This is a genomic window from Microbacterium sp. Leaf151 (assembly GCF_001424225.1).
GTDB lineage: Bacteria > Actinomycetota > Actinomycetes > Actinomycetales > Microbacteriaceae > Microbacterium.
Map to the genome: position 1 here is coordinate 524,501 of NZ_LMOR01000004.1, position 18,074 is coordinate 542,574.

The 18,074-nt window shown below is 69.3% G+C and carries 16 protein-coding genes; 5 read left to right on the forward strand and 11 right to left on the reverse strand.

Annotation, left to right across the window (positions count from 1 at the left end):
• The first annotated feature begins 1 nt into the window (after window position 1).
• On the forward strand, window positions 2-934 hold the full coding sequence (locus tag ASF76_RS13135; RefSeq protein WP_082485055.1) for a class C sortase: 933 nt from the start codon (window positions 2-4) through the stop codon (window positions 932-934).
• Window positions 935-1,021: 87 nt separating this feature from the next.
• Here ASF76_RS13135 and ASF76_RS13140 read toward each other — a convergent pair whose 3' ends face one another.
• Genes ASF76_RS13140 through ASF76_RS13150 form a run of 3 tightly spaced genes read right to left on the reverse strand, consistent with a single transcriptional unit; the run spans window position 1,022 to window position 4,260 of the window.
• Window positions 1,022-2,683, reverse strand: a complete 1,662-nt coding sequence (locus tag ASF76_RS13140; RefSeq protein WP_082485056.1) for a tripartite tricarboxylate transporter permease — start codon at window positions 2,681-2,683, stop codon at window positions 1,022-1,024.
• A gap of 12 nt (window positions 2,684-2,695) precedes the next feature.
• Window positions 2,696-3,247 carry a tripartite tricarboxylate transporter TctB family protein gene (locus ASF76_RS13145; protein ID WP_055958561.1) on the reverse strand — a complete coding sequence of 184 codons (552 nt, stop codon included), beginning with the start codon at window positions 3,245-3,247 and terminating at the stop codon, window positions 2,696-2,698.
• Window positions 3,244-4,260, reverse strand: a complete 1,017-nt coding sequence (locus ASF76_RS13150; RefSeq protein WP_055958563.1) for a Bug family tripartite tricarboxylate transporter substrate binding protein — start codon at window positions 4,258-4,260, stop codon at window positions 3,244-3,246. The genes ASF76_RS13145 and ASF76_RS13150 overlap by 4 nt, the downstream gene beginning before the upstream one ends.
• Before the next feature lie 169 nt (window positions 4,261-4,429).
• Here ASF76_RS13150 and ASF76_RS13155 point away from each other — a divergent pair, with 169 nt between their 5' ends.
• Together ASF76_RS13155 and ASF76_RS13160 are read left to right on the forward strand one after the other, a co-directional pair.
• Window positions 4,430-6,004: an ATP-binding protein gene (locus ASF76_RS13155; protein ID WP_055958567.1), complete on the forward strand. Its 1,575-nt coding sequence runs from the start codon at window positions 4,430-4,432 to the stop codon at window positions 6,002-6,004.
• A complete protein-coding gene (locus tag ASF76_RS13160) occupies window positions 6,004-6,675 on the forward strand; it encodes a response regulator (protein ID WP_055958571.1) in 672 nt (223 codons plus the stop codon). Before ASF76_RS13155 ends, ASF76_RS13160 begins: the two co-directional genes overlap by 1 nt.
• A 100-nt stretch (window positions 6,676-6,775) precedes the next feature.
• Here ASF76_RS13160 and ASF76_RS13165 read toward each other — a convergent pair whose 3' ends face one another.
• From ASF76_RS13165 to ASF76_RS13200, 8 genes are all read right to left on the reverse strand, one after another.
• Complete coding sequence (locus tag ASF76_RS13165; RefSeq protein WP_055958574.1) at window positions 6,776-7,882, reverse strand: adenosine deaminase; 1,107 nt, start codon at window positions 7,880-7,882, stop codon at window positions 6,776-6,778.
• A 23-nt stretch (window positions 7,883-7,905) separates the two neighbouring features.
• Window positions 7,906-9,219: a thymidine phosphorylase gene (locus ASF76_RS13170; RefSeq protein ID WP_055958578.1), complete on the reverse strand. Its 1,314-nt coding sequence runs from the start codon at window positions 9,217-9,219 to the stop codon at window positions 7,906-7,908.
• Complete coding sequence (locus ASF76_RS13175) at window positions 9,216-9,617, reverse strand: cytidine deaminase (protein ID WP_055834370.1); 402 nt, start codon at window positions 9,615-9,617, stop codon at window positions 9,216-9,218. The genes ASF76_RS13170 and ASF76_RS13175 overlap by 4 nt, the downstream gene beginning before the upstream one ends.
• A gap of 34 nt (window positions 9,618-9,651) precedes the next feature.
• The gene (locus tag ASF76_RS13180) at window positions 9,652-10,929 is read right to left on the reverse strand and encodes an ABC transporter permease (RefSeq protein ID WP_055958583.1); all 1,278 of its coding nucleotides are present in this window, start codon (window positions 10,927-10,929) and stop codon (window positions 9,652-9,654) included.
• The gene (locus tag ASF76_RS13185) at window positions 10,926-12,254 is read right to left on the reverse strand and encodes an ABC transporter permease (RefSeq protein WP_055958587.1); all 1,329 of its coding nucleotides are present in this window, start codon (window positions 12,252-12,254) and stop codon (window positions 10,926-10,928) included. The genes ASF76_RS13180 and ASF76_RS13185 overlap by 4 nt, the downstream gene beginning before the upstream one ends.
• Complete coding sequence (locus tag ASF76_RS13190; RefSeq protein WP_055958590.1) at window positions 12,251-13,768, reverse strand: ABC transporter ATP-binding protein; 1,518 nt, start codon at window positions 13,766-13,768, stop codon at window positions 12,251-12,253. The genes ASF76_RS13185 and ASF76_RS13190 overlap by 4 nt, the downstream gene beginning before the upstream one ends.
• Window positions 13,769-13,918: 150 nt before the next feature.
• A complete protein-coding gene (locus ASF76_RS13195; RefSeq protein ID WP_055960122.1) occupies window positions 13,919-14,995 on the reverse strand; it encodes a BMP family lipoprotein in 1,077 nt (358 codons plus the stop codon).
• An 852-nt stretch (window positions 14,996-15,847) separates the two neighbouring features.
• Window positions 15,848-16,966: a mannose-1-phosphate guanylyltransferase gene (locus tag ASF76_RS13200; protein WP_055958595.1), complete on the reverse strand. Its 1,119-nt coding sequence runs from the start codon at window positions 16,964-16,966 to the stop codon at window positions 15,848-15,850.
• Window positions 16,967-17,180: 214 nt separating this feature from the next.
• Here ASF76_RS13200 and sdhC point away from each other — a divergent pair, with 214 nt between their 5' ends.
• Window positions 17,181-17,615: a succinate dehydrogenase, cytochrome b556 subunit gene (sdhC, locus tag ASF76_RS13205; RefSeq protein WP_082485057.1), complete on the forward strand. Its 435-nt coding sequence runs from the start codon at window positions 17,181-17,183 to the stop codon at window positions 17,613-17,615.
• Window positions 17,615-18,073: a succinate dehydrogenase hydrophobic membrane anchor subunit gene (locus ASF76_RS13210; RefSeq protein ID WP_055958598.1), complete on the forward strand. Its 459-nt coding sequence runs from the start codon at window positions 17,615-17,617 to the stop codon at window positions 18,071-18,073. The genes sdhC and ASF76_RS13210 overlap by 1 nt, the downstream gene beginning before the upstream one ends.
• Window position 18,074 lies beyond the last annotated feature (1 nt).

Sequence of the window (18,074 nt, forward strand, 5' to 3'; positions counted from 1 at the left end):
GATGACGAGGGGGGCGACGGTGCGGCGGGATGCCGCGCCGTCGTCCCCCTCGCCCGCGCCGCTTCGGCGCGACCTCCGGCGTCCGAGATGGAGGCTCTCCCTCGTCTCCCTCGCTCTCGCGGTGGGCGCCCTCGCCGGGGTGGGCCTGCTGATGTACCCGACGGTGGCCGCCTGGTTCGCCCAGTACGTGCAGTCCCAGGTCATCGACGGGTACTCGAACCAGATCCGCGACCTCGGCGCCGACACGCTCGCCGACCAGCTCGACGCCGCCCGGGCCTACAACTCCCGCCTCATCGACGGCGGAGCCGAGATCGCCGCGAACGAACGCCTCCCCCTGGCCAACTCCCCCGACCAGACCAGCGACTACGCCGAGCAACTGCGATCGGATGCCGCGGGCCTCATGGCCCGGCTGAAGATCCCCGCCATCGACGTCGACCTGCCCGTCTACCACGGCACGAGCGAGCAGGTGCTGTACGAGGGGGTCGGTCATCTCGAGGGAACCGCGCTGCCGGTGGGCGGCGAGACGACGCACTCCGTGCTGACCGCTCACCGCGGTCTCGCGACGGCGGAGCTGTTCACCCATCTCGACCGGGTCGGCCTCGATGACACCTTCACCATCGAGGTCTTCGGCGAGGTGCTCGTCTACCGCGTCGTCGACACGCGCGTCGTCGAGCCCGAAGACACCGAATCCCTCGCCCCGGTGGTGGGCCGCGACCTGGTGACCCTCGTCACCTGCACCCCGCTGGGGGTGAACAGCCACCGCATCCTGGTGACGGGCGAGAGGGTGATCCCCACCCCCCAGTCCGAGCTCGACGGCGCGGGCGCCCGCCCCGACATCCCCACGTTCCCCTGGTGGATCTTCGTCCTCGCGGCCGCCCTCCTCGCCGCGTCCGTCTACGTCTGGTGGGCCGGTCGCCCTCCGCGGCGGCGGTGAACGCACGAGTGTCCAAGACACTCCGGATGCCAGGACTCGGCATCCGCGTGTCTTGGACACTCGGGGCGCGGGAGCGCGGGGGGCGCGCTACTCGCGGGACGGTTCGTCCCGGGCGGCGCGGGCCTTCTCGGCGGCCAGCTCCGCGCGGATCGACTCGGTGCGCACATCGGTCGGGCGCTCGCCCGACTCCCACAGGTGGTCGACCCCGGCCTGCGGGTGCCCCTCGGTGGCGGCGAGAGACGCCTCGAGCGCCCGCTCGAAACGGCTCTGCCGACGCTTGAGCCACAGACCCACGACCAGGAACACCGCCAGCAGCACGTACGCCGACGCGGCGAAGGGGTGCAGCACGAGATCGGCGACGTTGCCCTGGCTCAGCTGCAGCGCCTTGCGCAGCTGCTGCTCGCCCATGGGCCCCAGGATCAACCCCACGATGAGCGGCGCGATCGGAAAGCCGAAGCGCCGCATGAAGTACCCCAGCGCGCCGACGATCAGCAGGATGACGATGTCGAGCGTCGAGAAGCTCACCGCGTACGCGCCCAGCACCGCGAAGGTGAGGATGCCGGCGTAGAGGTAGGGCCGCGGGATCTGCAGCACCTTCACCCACAGTCCCGCCAGCGGCAGGTTCAGCACGATGAGCAGCACGTTGCCGATGTACAGGCTCGCGATCAGCGCCCACACCAGGTCGCCCTGGTTCTGGAACAGCTGCGGCCCGGGCTGGATGCCGTACGACTGGAAGGCCGTGATGATGATGGCCGCGGTGGCCGTCGTCGGCAGGCCCAGGGTGAGAAGAGGCACGAGTACGCCCGCCGCGGCGGCGTTGTTGGCCGCCTCGGGTCCGGCGACGCCCTCGATCGCTCCGCGCCCGAACTGTCCCTTGTTCTTCGACAGCTTCTTCTCGCTCGCGTACGACAGGAAGGTCGCCACGTCCGCGCCACCGGCGGGGATGGTGCCCACGGGGAAGCCGATGAAGGTGCCGCGCAGCCACGGCTTCCACGAGCGCCGCCAGTCCTCGCGCGTCATCCAGTTGCGCCAGCCCCGCGTGACCGGGATCACCGGGATCGGTCCGTGCCGCAGGCGCGCGGCGACGTAGAGGGTCTCGCCCACCGCGAACAGCCCGACGGCCACGAGCACGACGCTCACCCCGTCCGACAGCGCGAGCACGCCCATCGTGTACCGCGCCTGGCCGGTGGTCGCCTCGGTGCCGATGAGCCCGACGAGCAGGCCGATGCCGAGCGAGGCCAGTCCGCGGGCGGGCGAGGAGCCCAGCAACGCACCGACGGTGATGAAGGCCACCACGATGAGGGCGACGAAGTCGGCCGGTGAGAGGTTGACCGCGAATTGCGCGAGCAGTGGGGCGAAGAGGGTCAGCAGCACCGTGGCGATGGTGCCGGCCACGAACGAGCCGATCGCCGCCGTCGCCAGGGCCGCAGCCCCGCGACCGAGCTTGGCCATCTTGTTGCCCTCGATGGCGGTGATGACGGATGCCGATTCACCCGGGGTGTTGAGCAGGATGCTGGTGGTCGAGCCGCCATACATCCCGCCGTAGTAGATGCCCGCGAAGGTGATGATCGCCGCCGTCGGCGACAGCGTATAGGTCAGAGGCAGCAGCAGTGCCACGGTCATGGCCGGGCCGATACCCGGGAGCACCCCGACCGCGGTCCCGATGACCACGCCCAGCAGCGCGAACAGCAGGTACTCCGGCTGCAGCGCGGTGGCGAAGCCCTCCAGGAGGGAGTTCACAGAATCCATGTCGACGGTCTCCTAGCCGAACAGGGGTCCGGGGCCGTACCACCAGTCGAAGGCGGCCCCGCGAGGAAGGAAGAGGCCCAGGCCCTCTCCGAAGAGGAGCTGGGTGCCGATGCCGATGACGAGCCCGACGAGGAAGGCCACCCAGGGGCGCTTCGCCCCGAGCGTCCAGGCGACGCCGCCGAACAGGAGGGCCGCGACCATCCACCAGCCGAGCAGTTCGAGCAGCAGCAGGACGGCGACGAGGAGCGCGACGAGCTTGAGGATCGTCCACCAGTCGGTCTTGGCATCCGGGTCGATGTCTTCGCCTTCTTCGCGCGGCGCCACCTGGCCCCGGAGGGCCGAGATCACCAGCGCTGCACCGGAGCCGAGCAGGATCACCGCCACGGCGAAGGGGAACACCTGCGGGCCGATGGCCTGACCTGCGGGGACGCGGATGGCGAAGGCCCCGACCAGCGCGAAGACGCCGAGACCGAACACGACGGCCGCGAAGATCGCGTTGCCGATGCGCTCGGCGCCCCACCGGGGGCGGACGGTGTCCGCCCCCGGTGTCTCGGTGGTCGTCACGAGACCAACCCGATGTTCTTCAGCGTCCCCGACACGTCGACGATGTTCTCGTCGACGAACGAGGTGAATTCCTCACCCGTCAGGAAGGCGTCGGTCCAGCCGCGCTCCTCGAGCACGGTCTTCCACGCACCCGACTCGTGCATCTCGGTGACCAGGGCGGTGAGGCCCGCGGCATCCGCTTCGCTGATCCCGCCGGGGGCGAGCAGGCCGCGCCAGTTGGTGTAGACGACGTCGAAGCCCTCGGAGGTCATGGTGGGAACGTCGGGCAGCAGCGTCGCCGCCTCCTCGCTCGACACGGCGAGGGCGCGCAGGTCGCCCGACTCGACGTACTCGGCGAACTCCCCCACGCCCGAGATGCCGGCCGCGGCGTTGTTGCCGAGCAGCAGCGACACGGCCTCGCCGCCACCGGCGTTGGGCACGTAGTTGAGCTTCTCGGTGATGTCGGCGCCCGTGAGGCCGGCTTCCTCGAGCAGGAGACCCGCGAGGATGTGGTCGGCGCCGCCGGCGGAGCCACCGGTGATGGTGACACCCTGACCGTCGGCCACGACCGCGTCGATGAGGTCCTTCAGCGTCTGGAACTCGCTCGCGGCGGGCACGACGACGACGAGCGGCTCCTCGGTCAGGCGGGCGATGGGGGTGGTGTCCTCGATGCGGTTCTCGGCGGCGTTCGTCTCGACGGCGCCGACCATCACCAGACCCGTGACCATCAGGGTGTACGGGTCGCGCTCGTTCGCGAGCGAGGCGAGGCCGACGGTGCCGCCGGCGCCCCCGACGTTGCTGACCGCCGCGGTGCCGACCAGGCCGTCGCCGGTGAGCACATCCGAGACGGCGCGACCGGTCTGGTCCCAGCCGCCGCCCGGGTCGGCGGGGACGACGATGTTCACGGAGTCGATCGAGGCGGCGTCGTCGGAGGCGGCCGCTCCCCCGGCACCCGCACCCTGCGGGTTGCAGCCGGTGAGCGCCGCGAGCGACAGCGCAGCCAGGGGGACGAGGGCGATGGTGGTGCGACGCATGCGCGGTACTCCTCTTCGAGTTCGAGGAGGCGCCGTCGCCTCCCCGCTGATGGCTCACCGTAGACAGCACCGAAGTCGGCCGTCGCGCTTGTGCAACTAACGACGACTTCGGCAACTATTGGTCGCGCGCCGGCCTGCACCCGACGCGTGCGGCGAGGGAGAATGAACCGTGGTCCGAGCACTGTCGCTGAGACTGCAGCTGTTGCTGCTGCAGGCGCTGATCGTGTGCGTCGTGACCCTCGGCGCGGGCATCGTCACCGTCTGGATCCAAGAGAGCGCGATCCGCGACTCCTACCGCGAGCGCATGGTCGGGGTGGCGCTGTCGATCGCGCGACTGCCCGTCATCGTCGAGGCCTTTGACGATCCCGACCCCTCCGTGGCGATCCAGCCCGTGGCCGAGGTCATCCGCGAGGCATCGGCGCTCACCTACGTCGTGGTGACCGACCTCGACGGCATCCGTCTGTCGCACCCGAACCCCGACCGCATCGGCGAGAGCGTGTCGACCGACCCGTCGATCCCCCTGTCGGGGCAGGTGTGGTCGGGCACCGAGACGGGGACGCTTGGTGAGTCCTACCGGGTGAAGGTGCCGGTCTACGCCGACGGCGACGACGAGAGCGCCCCCGTGATCGGCTCGGTGTCGGTGGGAGTGCTCGAGTCAGAGCTCGCCGCCGATCTGCAGGCGCGCCTGCCGGGCCTGTTCCTCGCCTTCGGCGGTGCCGCGGTGGCCGGGGTCTTCGGCGCCGCGTGGGTCGCCGCCCTCATCCGCCGCCGCATCCTGGGGCTCGAACCGGATGAGATCGCCGAGCTGGTGGGCGAGCGCGAGACGATGCTGCACCGCCTCAGCGAGGGTGTGATCCGCGTCGACCACCGCGGCATCGTCACCAGCGCCAACGACGCCGCCGAACGCCTCATCGGGCGGGGGACGCTCAGCGGGCGTCGCGCCGATGAGACGCTCGACGGGCCCCTCCTGCAGGTGATGGAGGACGGCGAGCCCGAGGGGCGGCTCGTGCTGGCGGGCGAGCGTCCCGTCATCGCCCGCTCCACGGGACTCCGCGACGACCGCGGCCGCATGGTGGGCGGCACCCTGCTGCTGCGCGATCACACCGAACTCCACGAGGCCCTCCGCAGCATGGACGGGCAGCAGTCGCTCACCGAGGGGCTGCGCGCGCAGGCGCACGAGTTCGCCAACTCGCTGCACGTCGTGTCGGGCCTGCTCGAACTCGGCGCGTGGGACGACGCGCGGGAGTTCATCGCGCAGGTGCGACCTGGCGGCCCGTTGGATCCGGGACCGGATGCCGCAGCCCTCGGAAGCGAGCTGACCGCGCTGCTGTCGGTCAAGATCGCCCGCTCCCGCGAGCTCGACGTCGCTCTCGAGGTCGTCGCGCACGGCGCTCCCCCCGCCGAATCGATCGGCGATCTCATCACCGTGGTCGGCAACCTCGTCGACAACGCCCTCGAGGCGTGCCGTCCCGGCGATCGGTTGCGGGTGACGGTGGATGCCACCGACTCCTCGGTGCGCGTGCGGGTCGACGACAGCGGTACCGGTGTTCCCGACGCGCTCCGCGCGCACGTCTTCGACGAGGGCGTGAGCACGAAGGGCACCAACGCCCGCGCCCGCGGCATCGGACTGGCGCTCGTCCGACGGGTCGCCCGCCGCCGTGGCGGCGACGCCCGGGTCGAGCGTTCCCCGCTCGGGGGCGCGCGGTTCGAGGTGGTGCTCCCCGTGGCCGAGAGGGTGTCGTGATGCTGCGCGTCCTCGTCGTCGACGACATTCCCGCCGTGGCGTCACTGCACGGCCGGTTCGTGTCGGCGCACCCGCAGTGCGAGCTCGTCGGCACGGCGGGCACCGGACCGGATGCCGTGTCGGCGGTGGCCGAGCTCCACCCCGACCTCGTGCTGCTCGACGTGCACCTCCCGGGCTTCTCGGGCCTCGACGCCCTGCGCTCCGTGCGCGCCGACGGCTCGCTCGTGCAACCGGAGGTGATCGCCGTGACGGCGGCACGCGATGTCGACACCGTGCGCACGGCGCGGCTGATGGGCGTGCAGCACTACCTGGTGAAGCCGTTCACGGCCGGTGAGCTGCACGCACGGATCGACGACGTCCTGGCCGAGCGGCGAGCCTCCGCCGCGGTCGCGGGCTCTCTCGACCAGCAGGGCGTCGACGCGGTGCTGCGGCCCGTGACGAAGCGCCCCCTGCCGAAGGGGCTGTCGCGCCCGACGCTCGATCTGGTGCGCACCGCCCTGGCCGAACTGGGATCGGCGAGTGCGGCCGAGGTTGCCGACCACCTCGGCCTGTCACGGGTGAGCTGCCGCCGCTACCTCGAGCACCTCGCCGACGACGGCGAGTGCGTGCGCAGTCTCGACTACACCACCGCCGGGCGACCGAGCACGCGCTACACGGTCGCCGTCGCCTGAGCGCCCCGCCACCCTGGTTGAGTGTCCAAGACACGCCGGATGCCGGCCACGCCGGCGGCGTTTCTTGGACACTCAACTCGCGCGCGCCGCGCGCGACCCGCTAGCGCTGGAAACCGTCCGAGATGATCTCGATGAGCTCCTCGCGCTCCTCGACCGGCAGGAAGGCCCCCGCCGCGGCGTTCAGCTGGAACGCTTCGAGGTCGTCGAGGTCGTAGTCGAACGCCTGCGCCAGCAGACCCAGCTCGCGGGTGAGCGAGGTCGCGCTCATCAGACGGTTGTCGACGTTCACGGTGACCGAGAAGTCGAGTTGGTAGAGCAGGTCGAACGGGTGGGCGTCCATCGTGTCGCCCCACGCCGTGACGGCCCCCGACTGCAGGTTCGACGTCGGCGACAGCTCGAGGGTGATCTCGCGATCGCGCACCCAGCGGGCCAGGTCGCCGAAGGTCACCTGCACTTCTTCACCCTCGCGCGAGACGACGTCGAGGTCGTTGGCGATGCGCACGCCGTGACCGAGGCGCAGGGCGCGACCGTCGATGAGGGCGGAGCGGATGGATGCCAGTCCCGCGCCCTCGCCGGCGTGCACCGTCGTGGGGAAGAACTGCTCGGCGAGGTAGTCGAACGCCGCGCGGTGGCCCGACGGCAGGAATCCGTCCTCGGGGCCGGCGAGGTCGAAGCCGACCACCCCGCGGCCGCGCCACGACACGGCGAGCTCGGCGATGTCGCGGGCGTTGTCGTTGTGGCGGAGCGCCGTGAGCAGCTGCCCGACCCGGATGTCGTGGCCGCGCGCGTCGGCGGCGTCCTCGCCCTCTTCGATGCCCTCCTGCACGGCATCCACGACCTCGTCGAGAGTGAGGCCGCGCGTGAGGTGCTGCTCGGGCGCCCAGCGCACCTCGCCGTAGACGACACCGTCGGCGGCGAGGTCCTCGACGAACTCCTTCGCGGTGCGCACGAGTCCCTCGCGCGTCTGCATCACGCCGACGGTGACCGAGAACTTCTCGAGGTAGTCCTCGAGCGACCCGCCGTCGATGTGGTCCGAGAACCACGCGCCGAGTCCCTTCGCGTCGCGGGCCGGCAGCTCGAGGCCGACCTCGTCGGCCAGCTCCAGCACGGTCTGCGGGCGCAACCCGCCGTCGAGGTGGTCGTGCAGCGACACCTTGGGGAGGTCCCGCACCGTGCGGTCGCCGATGCGGACGTCGTCGGATGCCATTGTGTTCCTTTGCTGAGCGGCCATCACGCCGTGATGCGTTCGCGGACGAGGGGGGATGCCGCGGGGGCCGCGTCGCCGATCTCCCAAGCACCCTCGACTGCACCGAGCGCGCGGTCGAAGCGGGCGCCGTCGTCGGCCGACAGGGTGAACAGCGCCTGACCGGCGGTGACCGACTGGCCGACCGCGACGTGCAGGTCGATGCCCGCGGCGTGCACCACGGCGTCCTCGGCCCGCGCACGACCGGCGCCCAGACGCCAGGCACCGACGCCGAACGGCAAGGCTTCGATGCGGGTGAGCACGCCCGAACGCTCGGCGACGACGGTGTGGGTCTCACGGGCCGTCGGGAGGGCGGCATCCGGATCCCCGTCCTGAGCGCGGATCATGCGCTTCCACACGTCCATCGCACGGCCGTCCTTGAGCGCCGCCTCGACGTCGGCGTCGGGGCGACCCGCGAGGGTGAGCATCTCGCGGGCGAGGGCGACGGTCAGCTCGACCACGTCGGCGGGGCCGCCGCCGGCGAGCACCTCGACCGACTCGCGCACCTCGTTGGCGTTGCCGATGGCCCGGCCCAGCGGGGTGTTCATGTCGGTGAGCAGGGCGGTGGTGTTCACGCCCGAATCGGTGCCCAGTGCGACCATCGTGCGGGCCAGTTCGCGAGCGCGATCGATGTCCTGCATGAACGCGCCCGAGCCGAACTTCACGTCGAGCACGAGCGAGTCGGTGCCCTCGGCGATCTTCTTCGACATGATGCTCGAGGCGATGAGCGGGATCGCCTCCACCGTGCCGGTGACGTCGCGCAGGGCGTACAGCTTCTTGTCGGCCGGGGCGAGCCCGGTGCCCGCGGCGCAGATGACCGCGCCGACGTCGGCGAGCTGCGCCATGATCTCGTCGTTCGACAGCGCCGCGCGCCAGCCGGGAATCGACTCGAGTTTGTCGAGTGTGCCGCCGGTGTGCCCGAGGCCGCGGCCCGAGAGCTGCGGCACGGCCACGCCGAAGGCCGCCACGAGGGGCGCCAGCGGCAGGGTGATCTTGTCGCCCACCCCACCGGTGGAGTGCTTGTCGACCGTCGGCTTGCCGAGCGATGAGAAATCCATGCGCTCGCCCGAGGCGATCATGGCATCCGTCATCACGCGGATCTCGTCGCGCTCCATGCCACGCAGCAGCACGGCCATGGCGAACGACGCCATCTGCGCGTCCGAGACGTAGCCCTTCGTGTAGTGCTCGATGAGCCAGCGCAGCGCCGACTCCGAGATGGCGCCCCCGTCGCGCTTCGTGCGGATGACTTCGACAGCGTCGTGCGGGTGGACGACCGGTCCCTGAGCCTGTCGAAGGGTCATCGCGCCGCCTCCTCGAGCTCGCGCGGACCGAACGCATCGGGCAGCACCTCGTCGATGGTGCGGATGCCGCTGACCGTCTCGAGCAGCATCCCGGGGATGGCGTGCTCGAACAGCAGCTGTCGGCACCGTCCGCACGGCATGAGGGTGCGGCCCTCGCCGTCGACGCAGACGAACGCGACCAGCTGGCCACCGCCCGACATGTGCAACTCGGACACCAGGCCGCACTCGGCGCACAGCGTCACCCCGTAGGAGGCGTTCTCGACGTTGCACCCCGAGACGATGCGACCGTCGGCGACGAGCGCTGCGGCGCCCACCTTGAAGCGGGAGTAGGGCGCGTACGCGCGGTGCATGGCATCCGTCGCGGCGGAACGGAGTTCGTCCCAGTCGATGTCGGTCATCGTGGTGTGAGGGGTCCTCTCGTGGGGAAGGGTGTCAGCCCTTGATGTAGGGCTTTCCGGCTGCTGCCGGCCCGCGGATCTGTCCCGCGAAACCGGCCACGGCGATGATGGTCACGATGTAGGGCAGCATCAGCATGAACTCGCTGGGGATGGGAGTGCGCAACACCGTCAGAAGATTCTGCAGGTTGGTCGCGAAACCGAACAGCAGGGCGGCGAGCGTCGCGCGGATCGGGTCCCAGCGGCCGAAGATGACCGCGGCCAGGGCGATGAAGCCGAGTCCGGCCGTCATCTCCTTGGTGAACTGACCGACCGAGACCAGGGTGAAGTACGCGCCGCCGATACCGGCGATGGCGCCCGCGAGCGAGACGTTCCAGAACCGGCTCGAATTGACCTTGATACCGACGGTGTCGGCGGCCTGCGGGTGCTCGCCGACGGCGCGGAGACGCAGGCCCCACCGCGTGCGGTAGAGGCCCCACGCGACCACCGCGACGACCGCGTACATCAGGTAGACGATGAAGGTCTGGTTGAAGAGCACCGGTCCGATGATCGGGATGTCGCCGAGCAGGGGGATCTCCCAGCGGGGGAATCGCTCCGGGCGGTTGAGCACGTCTTCGTTGGGCACGAGCAGGGCGCCGTAGAGGAAGCCGGTGAGACCGGTGACGAGCACGTTGAGCACCACACCGACGATCACCTGGTCAACGAGGTACTTGATCGAGAACGCCGCGAGCACGAAGGCCACGACCACCCCGCCGAGCATGGCGGCGATCAGACCGAGGAAAGGATTCCCGGTCAGGGATGCCACGAGCGCGGCGCTGAACGCACCGAAGAGGAACTGCCCCTCGATGGCGACGTTGACGACGCCCACGCGCTCGCCGATCACGCCACCGAGCGCCCCGAAGATCAACGGGACCGACAGCGACAGCGCGCCGAACAACAGGCCTGTGACCGGTACGAGCCCGTCGGCCGCAGCCCAGGTGAGGAAGGCGAAGACCGCGAGCACACCGAACGCCACGGGAAGCCAGAGCGCGGTGCGGCGGTAGCCGACGGCATCCCACACGGCCCACGCCGTCAATAGGACGAGGACGACCATCACACCCCAGCTCGTGGCCGAGGTGGGCACCGCCACGCTGCCCAGGTCGATGTCGGACGCGGGGTCGCCCAGCCGGAACGTACTCTGCCCGTCACGGGGAACGAGGGCGAACAACAGGCCGAGCAGCACCGTCACGACGGCGAGGCTCACGGCCAGTTTCATGTGGCGAACGCGCACGGTCGCCAGCTGGATCGCGTCATCCGCGAGATGCGTCGCGGTCATGCCGCCACCGCCTTCTTGGCCGCCTTGGCACGGTCCTTGGCCGCACGTTCGGCCTCGCTCTTGGGGAGGAAGAAGATCGTGCGCACCAGCGGCGGCGCCGCGATGAACAACACGATGAGAGCCTGCACGACGAGCACGATGTCGACGGGGATGCCCTGCGAAGCCTGCATGGTGAACGACCCCGATTTGAGGGCGCCGAACAGGATGCCAGCGGCGAAAACGCCCCACGGACGACTACGCCCCAGGAGTGCCACGGTGATCGCATCGAAGCCGATACCGGCGTCGATGAGCCCGTCGAAGCCGGAAGTCACCGACCCCTGGATCTGGTTCATGCCCGCGAGCCCCGCGAGGCCTCCGGCGAACAGCATCGCGTAGATGTACATGCGCGGCACCGAGATACCGGCTGCTCGCGCGGCGTGGGGGTTCTCACCCACGGCGCGCAGACGGAAGCCGAGGCTCGAACGCTCCATCAGCCACCACACGAACACCGTGGCAGCCACGACGATCACGAAGCCGAGGTCGAGCAGGGGGAACTGCGGCCCCAAAAGCTCCGGGAACTGGGCGCTCGCGGGTGTGGCGGCCGAGATGGGCTGGTCGCCGGCGGGGCGCTGCAACAGTCCGGGGGTTCGCACCATCCACGTCACCAGGTAGTAGGCGACGTAGTTGAGCATGATCGTCAGGATGACCTCGTGCGCTCCCGTGCGGGCCTTCAGAAGGCCCACGATGCCGCCCCAGAGCGCTCCGCCGGCGATGCCGACGACCAAGGTGAGGGGCAGCTGCACGATCATCGGCAGATCGAGGTTGAAGGTGACGAGTCCCGCAAAGGCGCACGCGATGAGGATCTGACCTCGGCCGCCGATGTTGAACAACCCGACGCGGAAAGCCAGCGCCACCCCGAGACCGGCGGCGATCAGCGGGGCGGCGAAGCCGAGCGTGTTCGTCAGCGGTCGGATCTGCGTGGCGAAGTCGGCGCCCCGAGCGTTGAACACTGCGCCGCGGACCAGCGCCTCGTACCCGCCGTAGACGGCGTTCCACACCGCACTGATCATGTCGCCGGGTCGAGCGAAGAAATAGCCCGACGCGGTGCGCACGTCTTCGTTGGTCACGGCCATCAGCACACCGCCCACGATCATGGCGGCCACCACGGCGAGCACGGTGGTGATCCACGAGGACCGGAGCAACTCGGTGAGGAACTGATTGGTGCGCGGCGGCGGGGGCGTCTCGACCGGTGCATGACCGGTTAGCGGACCCGAGGCCATCGGCAGTTGCTCGGGCGGGATCCCGGTCTCACCGGCGCCGCCGGCGCTGGGGGTGTGGCCGCTCACGCTGCCTCCTCCGCGGGCTTCTCGCCCGCCATCATGAGCCCGAGCACGTCGCGCGGGGTGTCACCGGGCACGATGCCGACGACGCTGCCGCGGTACATGACCGCGATGCGGTCGGCGAGGGCCGCGATCTCGTCGAGCTCGGTCGACACGACGATCACGGGCACGCCCGCGTCGCGTGCGGCCACGATCTGCTTGTGGATGAACTCGATGGAGCCGACGTCGACGCCACGGGTGGGCTGCGCCGCCACGAAGAGCTTGAGCGGTCGGCTCATCTCACGGGCGATGACGACCTTCTGTTGATTGCCGCCCGACAGAGTGCCCACCGGGGTGGATGCCGACTGCGTGCGAATGTCGTACTCGGCGATGCGGTCACGAGCGAACTCGCCCAGCGAGCCCCGACGGATCGTGCCGCCCGAGACGAACGCCGGATCGGAGGAGCGGTCCAGGATGAGGTTCTCCGCAACCGAGAACGCGCCGACGAGACCATCTTCTTTCCGGTCCTCGGGGACGAACCCGACGCCGGCGTCGAGGATGGCGCGGACGCTCTTGCCGACCAGGTCTGTTCCGTCGAGGCTGATTGTGCCGGTCACCCGGTCGGCGAGGCCCACGATGGCTTCGACGAGCTCTGTCTGACCGTTTCCCTGCACGCCCGCGACGGCGAGAATCTCCCCCGGACGCACGTCCAGATCGACGTCGTCGACGACGACGGTGCCCTCCGGAGTCACGACACGGAGGTTCCGGATGGAAAGACCCCCGGACGCCGCCGCCTTCGGCGCGTCCTTCTGCACGGTCAGCTCGACCGCGCGGCCGACCATGAGCGAGGCGAGTTGGGCATTGCTGGCGGTGGGCTCGGCCTCGCCGACGATCTTGCCCAGACGGACGACCGTGATGCGATCGGCAACCTCGCGCACCTCGCGCAGCTTGTGCGTGATGAAGACGATGGAGGTCCCTTCGTCTCGCAGCTGCCTCATGATGGCCATGAGATCGTCGGTCTCCTGCGGAGTGAGCACCGCGGTCGGCTCGTCGAACACGAGCACCTTCGCGTCGCGCGAGAGCGCCTTGATGATCTCGACGCGCTGCTGGACACCGACCGGCAGGTCGCCCACGCGGGCGTCGGGGTCGACCTCGAAGCCGAACCGCTGAGCGACCTCGCGCACATGGCGGCGGGCGGCGTTGAGATCGAGCGCGCCCAGTGCCTTGGTGTTCTCGTGTCCGAGCATGACGTTCTCGGCGACCGTAAAGACGGGGATGAGCATGAAGTGCTGGTGCACCATGCCGATTCCCGCGGACATGGCGTCGCCCGGTCCGCGGAAACGCTGAACGGCGTCGTCCAGCAGGATTTCGCCCTCATCGGCCTGGTAGAGGCCGTAGAGGACGTTCATGAGAGTGGACTTGCCGGCACCGTTCTCTCCAAGGAGAGCGTGGATCTCACCCGGTCGCACGACGAGATCGATGTGATCGTTCGCGACCAGTGACCCGAACCGCTTGGTGATGCCGCGGAGTTCGAGCTTCATGCTGTGCACCCTATTCGAGACGTTGGGAGGGACGGAAAGAAACCGCGGTCGGTCGGACTGCTGGTCCGACCGACCGCGGTCGAGTATCTCAAACCCGCTCGTGATCCGGCCGGAAGGGAATCGGCGGAGCGCGGTCGGGGTGAGCTCGGATTACGGCGAGCTGGGCGACGTGACGGTGATCTCGCCGGAGATGATCTGCTGGCGAAGAGCCTCGATCTCATCGGTGAGACCCGAGGGCAGCGCGCTCTCGAACGAGCCGAAGCCCGACAGGCCGACGCCCTCGTTCTCGAGGGTGCCCACATACGGGGTCGCGTCGTACTCGCCCTTCGCGGTGGCCAGGACCGAGTCGTAGACAGCCTGGTCGATGCGCTTCAGGATCGAGGTGAGCACGAGGTCGGACACAGCCGGGTCGGCCTGCGCCAGATCGGAGTCGACACCGAGCATGACGCTCGTGCCACCGCTGTCGCGGATGGCGTCGGCGGCGCTGCTGTAGATCGGGCCGCCGACGGGCAGGAGCACGTCGATACCCTGGTCGAGCAGGCCCTGCGCGGCCTGCTTCGCGGCGTCGTTGGCCGCGAAGGCCCCGGTGAACGAACCATTCTGCGCGGCGACATCCCAGCCGAAGGTCTGGACGCTGGCGCCCTTGTCCTCGTTGTACTTCTGCACGCCGTCGACGAAGCCGTCCATGAAGATCGTGACGGGCGGGATGGGGATGCCACCGACCGTGCCGACCTTGTTGACGCCGGCCTCGGCGGAGTACGCGGCGGCGGCGTAGCCACCGAGATACGCGGCCTGCACCGTGTCGAACAACAGAGGTTTGATGTTCGGGGCGTCGGTCTCGCCGTCGTTGTCGGTGTCGGCCCGGTCGTCGATGATGGCGTACTGGAGGTTCGGGTTGGCCGTGGCGGAGGCGACGGTGTCCGCACCGAGCTTGAAACCGACCGAGATGATGAAGGTGCAGCCCTCGGCGACGAGGTTCTCGAGGTTGGGGGCGTAGTCGTTGGCGGAGCTGGACTCGACCTCGACGGACTTCACGCCGAGTTCTTCGGCGGCACGGTCCATACCTTCCTTGGCGGACTGATTGAACGACTTGTCGTTCCAGCCACCCTCGTCCGAGATGAGGCACGGGGTGAAACCGTCGACGACGTCACCCCCGGCTCCGGCGCTCGCGCCGTTGCTCTCGGGCGCTGCGCCGCAACCGGCGAGCAGCACGGCGGCGCCGATCATGGCGAAGCCGCTGACGACGGCCTTCTTCGTGGTCTTCACGAGGGGTCCTCCAAGACGGATGCCCCCAACGGGTTCGGGGGACGATCCCGTCACGTTACCTACTGTGTCACCGCGCTTGCGTGTCGGGGGACGCCCCGCGCGCCAATGGTTACAAAGACGCAATCTCGCGTTATCTCGTTGCCACACCCGAGGTCTCTGAAACTGACACCCCACGTTCATGACACCGAGTGCCGCCGTCAAGCGGTGCTCGGTCTCGGTCTCCACGGGGGGGGGGATGACGGAGCAAGGCGGCATGTCACGGACTACCGCTCGCGGACCGCCCCCCACGTCGGTAGCGAGATCCTGGGCGCTGCGGCCGACATGGCACGTTCTGGCCGTCGACACCCGTCGACAGCTGACCGACATAAGCCCAGGGGGGCAATTATGCGCAAGAAAACTATTGGGATGCTGGCCGCGATTCTCGTCTGCGCCGGGGCTTTGGGGGCGCCGTCGGCCGCGCAAGCGGCGGGTACCTTGACGCAGCACGGCCCATACTCGACGAAAGCCGCCTGCGAGGCTTCATCTTCGAGTCCCGCCTACAACAACTCCTACGTTCGAGTCGCGAAGGCGTGCTACTACATCGGAGGCGGCGCCGGCTGGGCGTTCTACACGAGGAGTGCGGCGTAAGAATTTTGCCAAGTTCGCCCCGCTCACTGCGAGCGGGGCGAACTCGCCTATCAAGCGGCTACCGACGCATTACGTCGCGCTGAATCCGGCACGTGTTAGCCATGAAGGTGAGTGGCGCCGACACAACCGAGGTCATCTAGCCCAGGTGAGCGCCGCGATCTACGTGACGTCTGCCCGATTCGCTCGTCAGAGAACGTCGCCGCGGCCCGTGAGCTTCAGGGCGTCGACGACGCCCTTGACGCGCTGGGCGTTCTCGGTCGTCGTGACGAGCAGGGCGTCGGGGGTGTCCACCACGACGATGTCGCGCACGCCGATCAGGCTGATCACGCGCTTGGTCTGCGAGACGACGATGCCGCTGGAGGAGTCGGAGAGCACGCGGGCGTCCTCACCGAGGATCGCGAGCTCGTTGCGCCCACCCGAGGAGTTGAGCTTGGACAGGCTCGCGAAATCTCCCACGTCGTCCCAGTCGAAGTGACCGGGGATGACGGCGAGGCGCCCCTTCTCGGCCGCCGGCTCCGCGACGGAGTAATCGATGGCGATCTTCTTCAGCCCGGGCCAGATGCGGTCGACGGCGGGGCCGCGGCGGTCGCGGTCGTCCCACGACTCGGCGAGCTCGAGCAGGCCCGCGTGCAGCTCGGGCTCGTTCACGGCGAGCTCGGCGAGGAGGACATCGGCGCGCGTGATGAACATGCCCGCGTTCCAGAGGTAGGCGCGGTCGGTGAAGTACTCCTTCGCCGTCTCGAGATCGGGCTTCTCCACGAAACGCTCGACCATGTAGGCCTCGGGCGCCCCGTCGACGATCAACTCGCCGGCCTGCTTGATGTAGCCGAAGCCGACCGAGGCCTCGCTGGGCTGGATGCCGATCGTGCAGATGTAACCGGCCCGAGCCACGGCGACCGCCTGGCGCACCGCGAAGTCGAACTGCCGGGTCTGGCGGATCACGTGGTCGGCCGCGAAGGAGCCGATGATCACGTCGGGCTCGCGACGCACGAGGATCGCGGCGGCGAGACCGATCGCGGCGGAGGAGTCGCGCGGCTCCGACTCGAGGAAGACGTTGTGGTCGAGCACGCCGGGAAGCTCCCGCTCGACCGCGGCGCGGTGAGCGCGTCCGGTGACGACGGCGATGCGATCCTCCCCCGACAGCGGCGCGAGGCGGTCCCAGGTGTCGCGCAGCAGGGTCTGGCCCGAGCCGGTCAGGTCATGGAGGAACTTGGGGGCGTCCGCCCGCGAGAGCGGCCAGAGGCGGCTGCCGATGCCTCCGGCGGGGATCACGGCGTAGAAGTCGTCGATAGCGCGATCTGACATGGCTCCGACCCTAGCGGTCCGGACTCCTCCCCTCCGACGGCCCCGCACCGGGTGAGACGGGCTCCCAGCGCGCTCTATTTATCTCGATGTCGAGAGACAGTTAGGCACCCCTTATCCTCCGCGTTCATAGGCCGGACGTAGTATTCAGGGGCGCCCGTGTGACGCTCGGGGCCGGTGTCGGCCCCCACATCGTGTTCGATCAGGGAGGACGACCGTGTCAGCACCAGCACGTGCCACGCCGTCGGTGAAAACGACCACTTCGAAGAGGCCCCGAGGCACCCTCTACCGCGGCCGGGAAGGCATGTGGTCCTGGGTTTTGCACCGCATCACCGGTGTGGCGATCTTCTTCTTCCTCCTCGTGCACATCCTCGACACGGCGCTCATCCGTGTGTCGCCCGAGGCGTACGACGCCGTCATCGGCACCTACAAGAACCCGATCATGGGTCTTGGCGAGGTGGCCCTGGTCGGCGCGATCGCGTACCACGCGTTCAACGGGCTGCGCATCATCCTGGTCGACTTCTGGCCGTGGGCCACGCGCCACCAGCGTCAGCTGTGGTGGGGCGTGCTGGGCCTCTGGGTCGTCACCATGCTCGGTTTCACCCCCCGCCACCTGATCAACGTCTTCAGCGCCGTCACTGGGAGCCACTGATGTCCGTCGCCCAAGAAGCCGCCACGATCCCCGCCCCGCGCACGCCCGCCGTCCGCAAGAAGGGCTCCAACCTCGAGAAGTGGGGATGGATCTACATGCGCGCCTCCGGCGTGCTGCTGATCGTCCTCATCTTCGGCCACTTGTTCGTCAACCTGATGACGAACGACGGCATCCACCAGATCGACTTCGCGTTCGTCGCGGGCAAGCTGGCCTCGCCGTTCTGGCAGTGGTGGGACGTTCTGATGCTCTGGCTCGCCCTCATCCACGGCGCCAACGGCATGCGCACGATCGTGAACGACTACGTCACGAACGCCACGATCCGCAAGATCCTCGTGGGATCGCTGTGGATCTCCGCGGGATTCCTGATCCTGCTCGGCACGCTCGTCGTGTTCACCTTCGACCCCTGCCTCGGTGTGACCGAGAGCAGCTCCCTCTGGGACGCGTGCCAGGCGGCGTGAG

Coding starts and splice junctions, on each gene's coding strand:
- ASF76_RS13195 (WP_055960122.1), bottom strand. CDS start 14,995: ATGATCGGCGCCGCCGTGCTGCTCGCCGGTTGCGGCGCAGCGCCCGAG.
- ASF76_RS13175 (WP_055834370.1), bottom strand. CDS start 9,617: ATGACCGACATCGACTGGGACGAACTCCGTTCCGCCGCGACGGATGCC.
- ASF76_RS13150 (WP_055958563.1), bottom strand. CDS start 4,260: ATGCGTCGCACCACCATCGCCCTCGTCCCCCTGGCTGCGCTGTCGCTC.
- ASF76_RS13180 (WP_055958583.1), bottom strand. CDS start 10,929: ATGACCGCGACGCATCTCGCGGATGACGCGATCCAGCTGGCGACCGTG.
- ASF76_RS13160 (WP_055958571.1), top strand. CDS start 6,004: ATGCTGCGCGTCCTCGTCGTCGACGACATTCCCGCCGTGGCGTCACTG.
- ASF76_RS13135 (WP_082485055.1), top strand. CDS start 2: ATGACGAGGGGGGCGACGGTGCGGCGGGATGCCGCGCCGTCGTCCCCC.
- ASF76_RS13140 (WP_082485056.1), bottom strand. CDS start 2,683: ATGGATTCTGTGAACTCCCTCCTGGAGGGCTTCGCCACCGCGCTGCAG.
- ASF76_RS13190 (WP_055958590.1), bottom strand. CDS start 13,768: ATGAAGCTCGAACTCCGCGGCATCACCAAGCGGTTCGGGTCACTGGTC.
- ASF76_RS13170 (WP_055958578.1), bottom strand. CDS start 9,219: ATGACCCTTCGACAGGCTCAGGGACCGGTCGTCCACCCGCACGACGCT.
- ASF76_RS13210 (WP_055958598.1), top strand. CDS start 17,615: ATGTCCGTCGCCCAAGAAGCCGCCACGATCCCCGCCCCGCGCACGCCC.
- ASF76_RS13165 (WP_055958574.1), bottom strand. CDS start 7,882: ATGGCATCCGACGACGTCCGCATCGGCGACCGCACGGTGCGGGACCTC.
- ASF76_RS13200 (WP_055958595.1), bottom strand. CDS start 16,966: ATGTCAGATCGCGCTATCGACGACTTCTACGCCGTGATCCCCGCCGGA.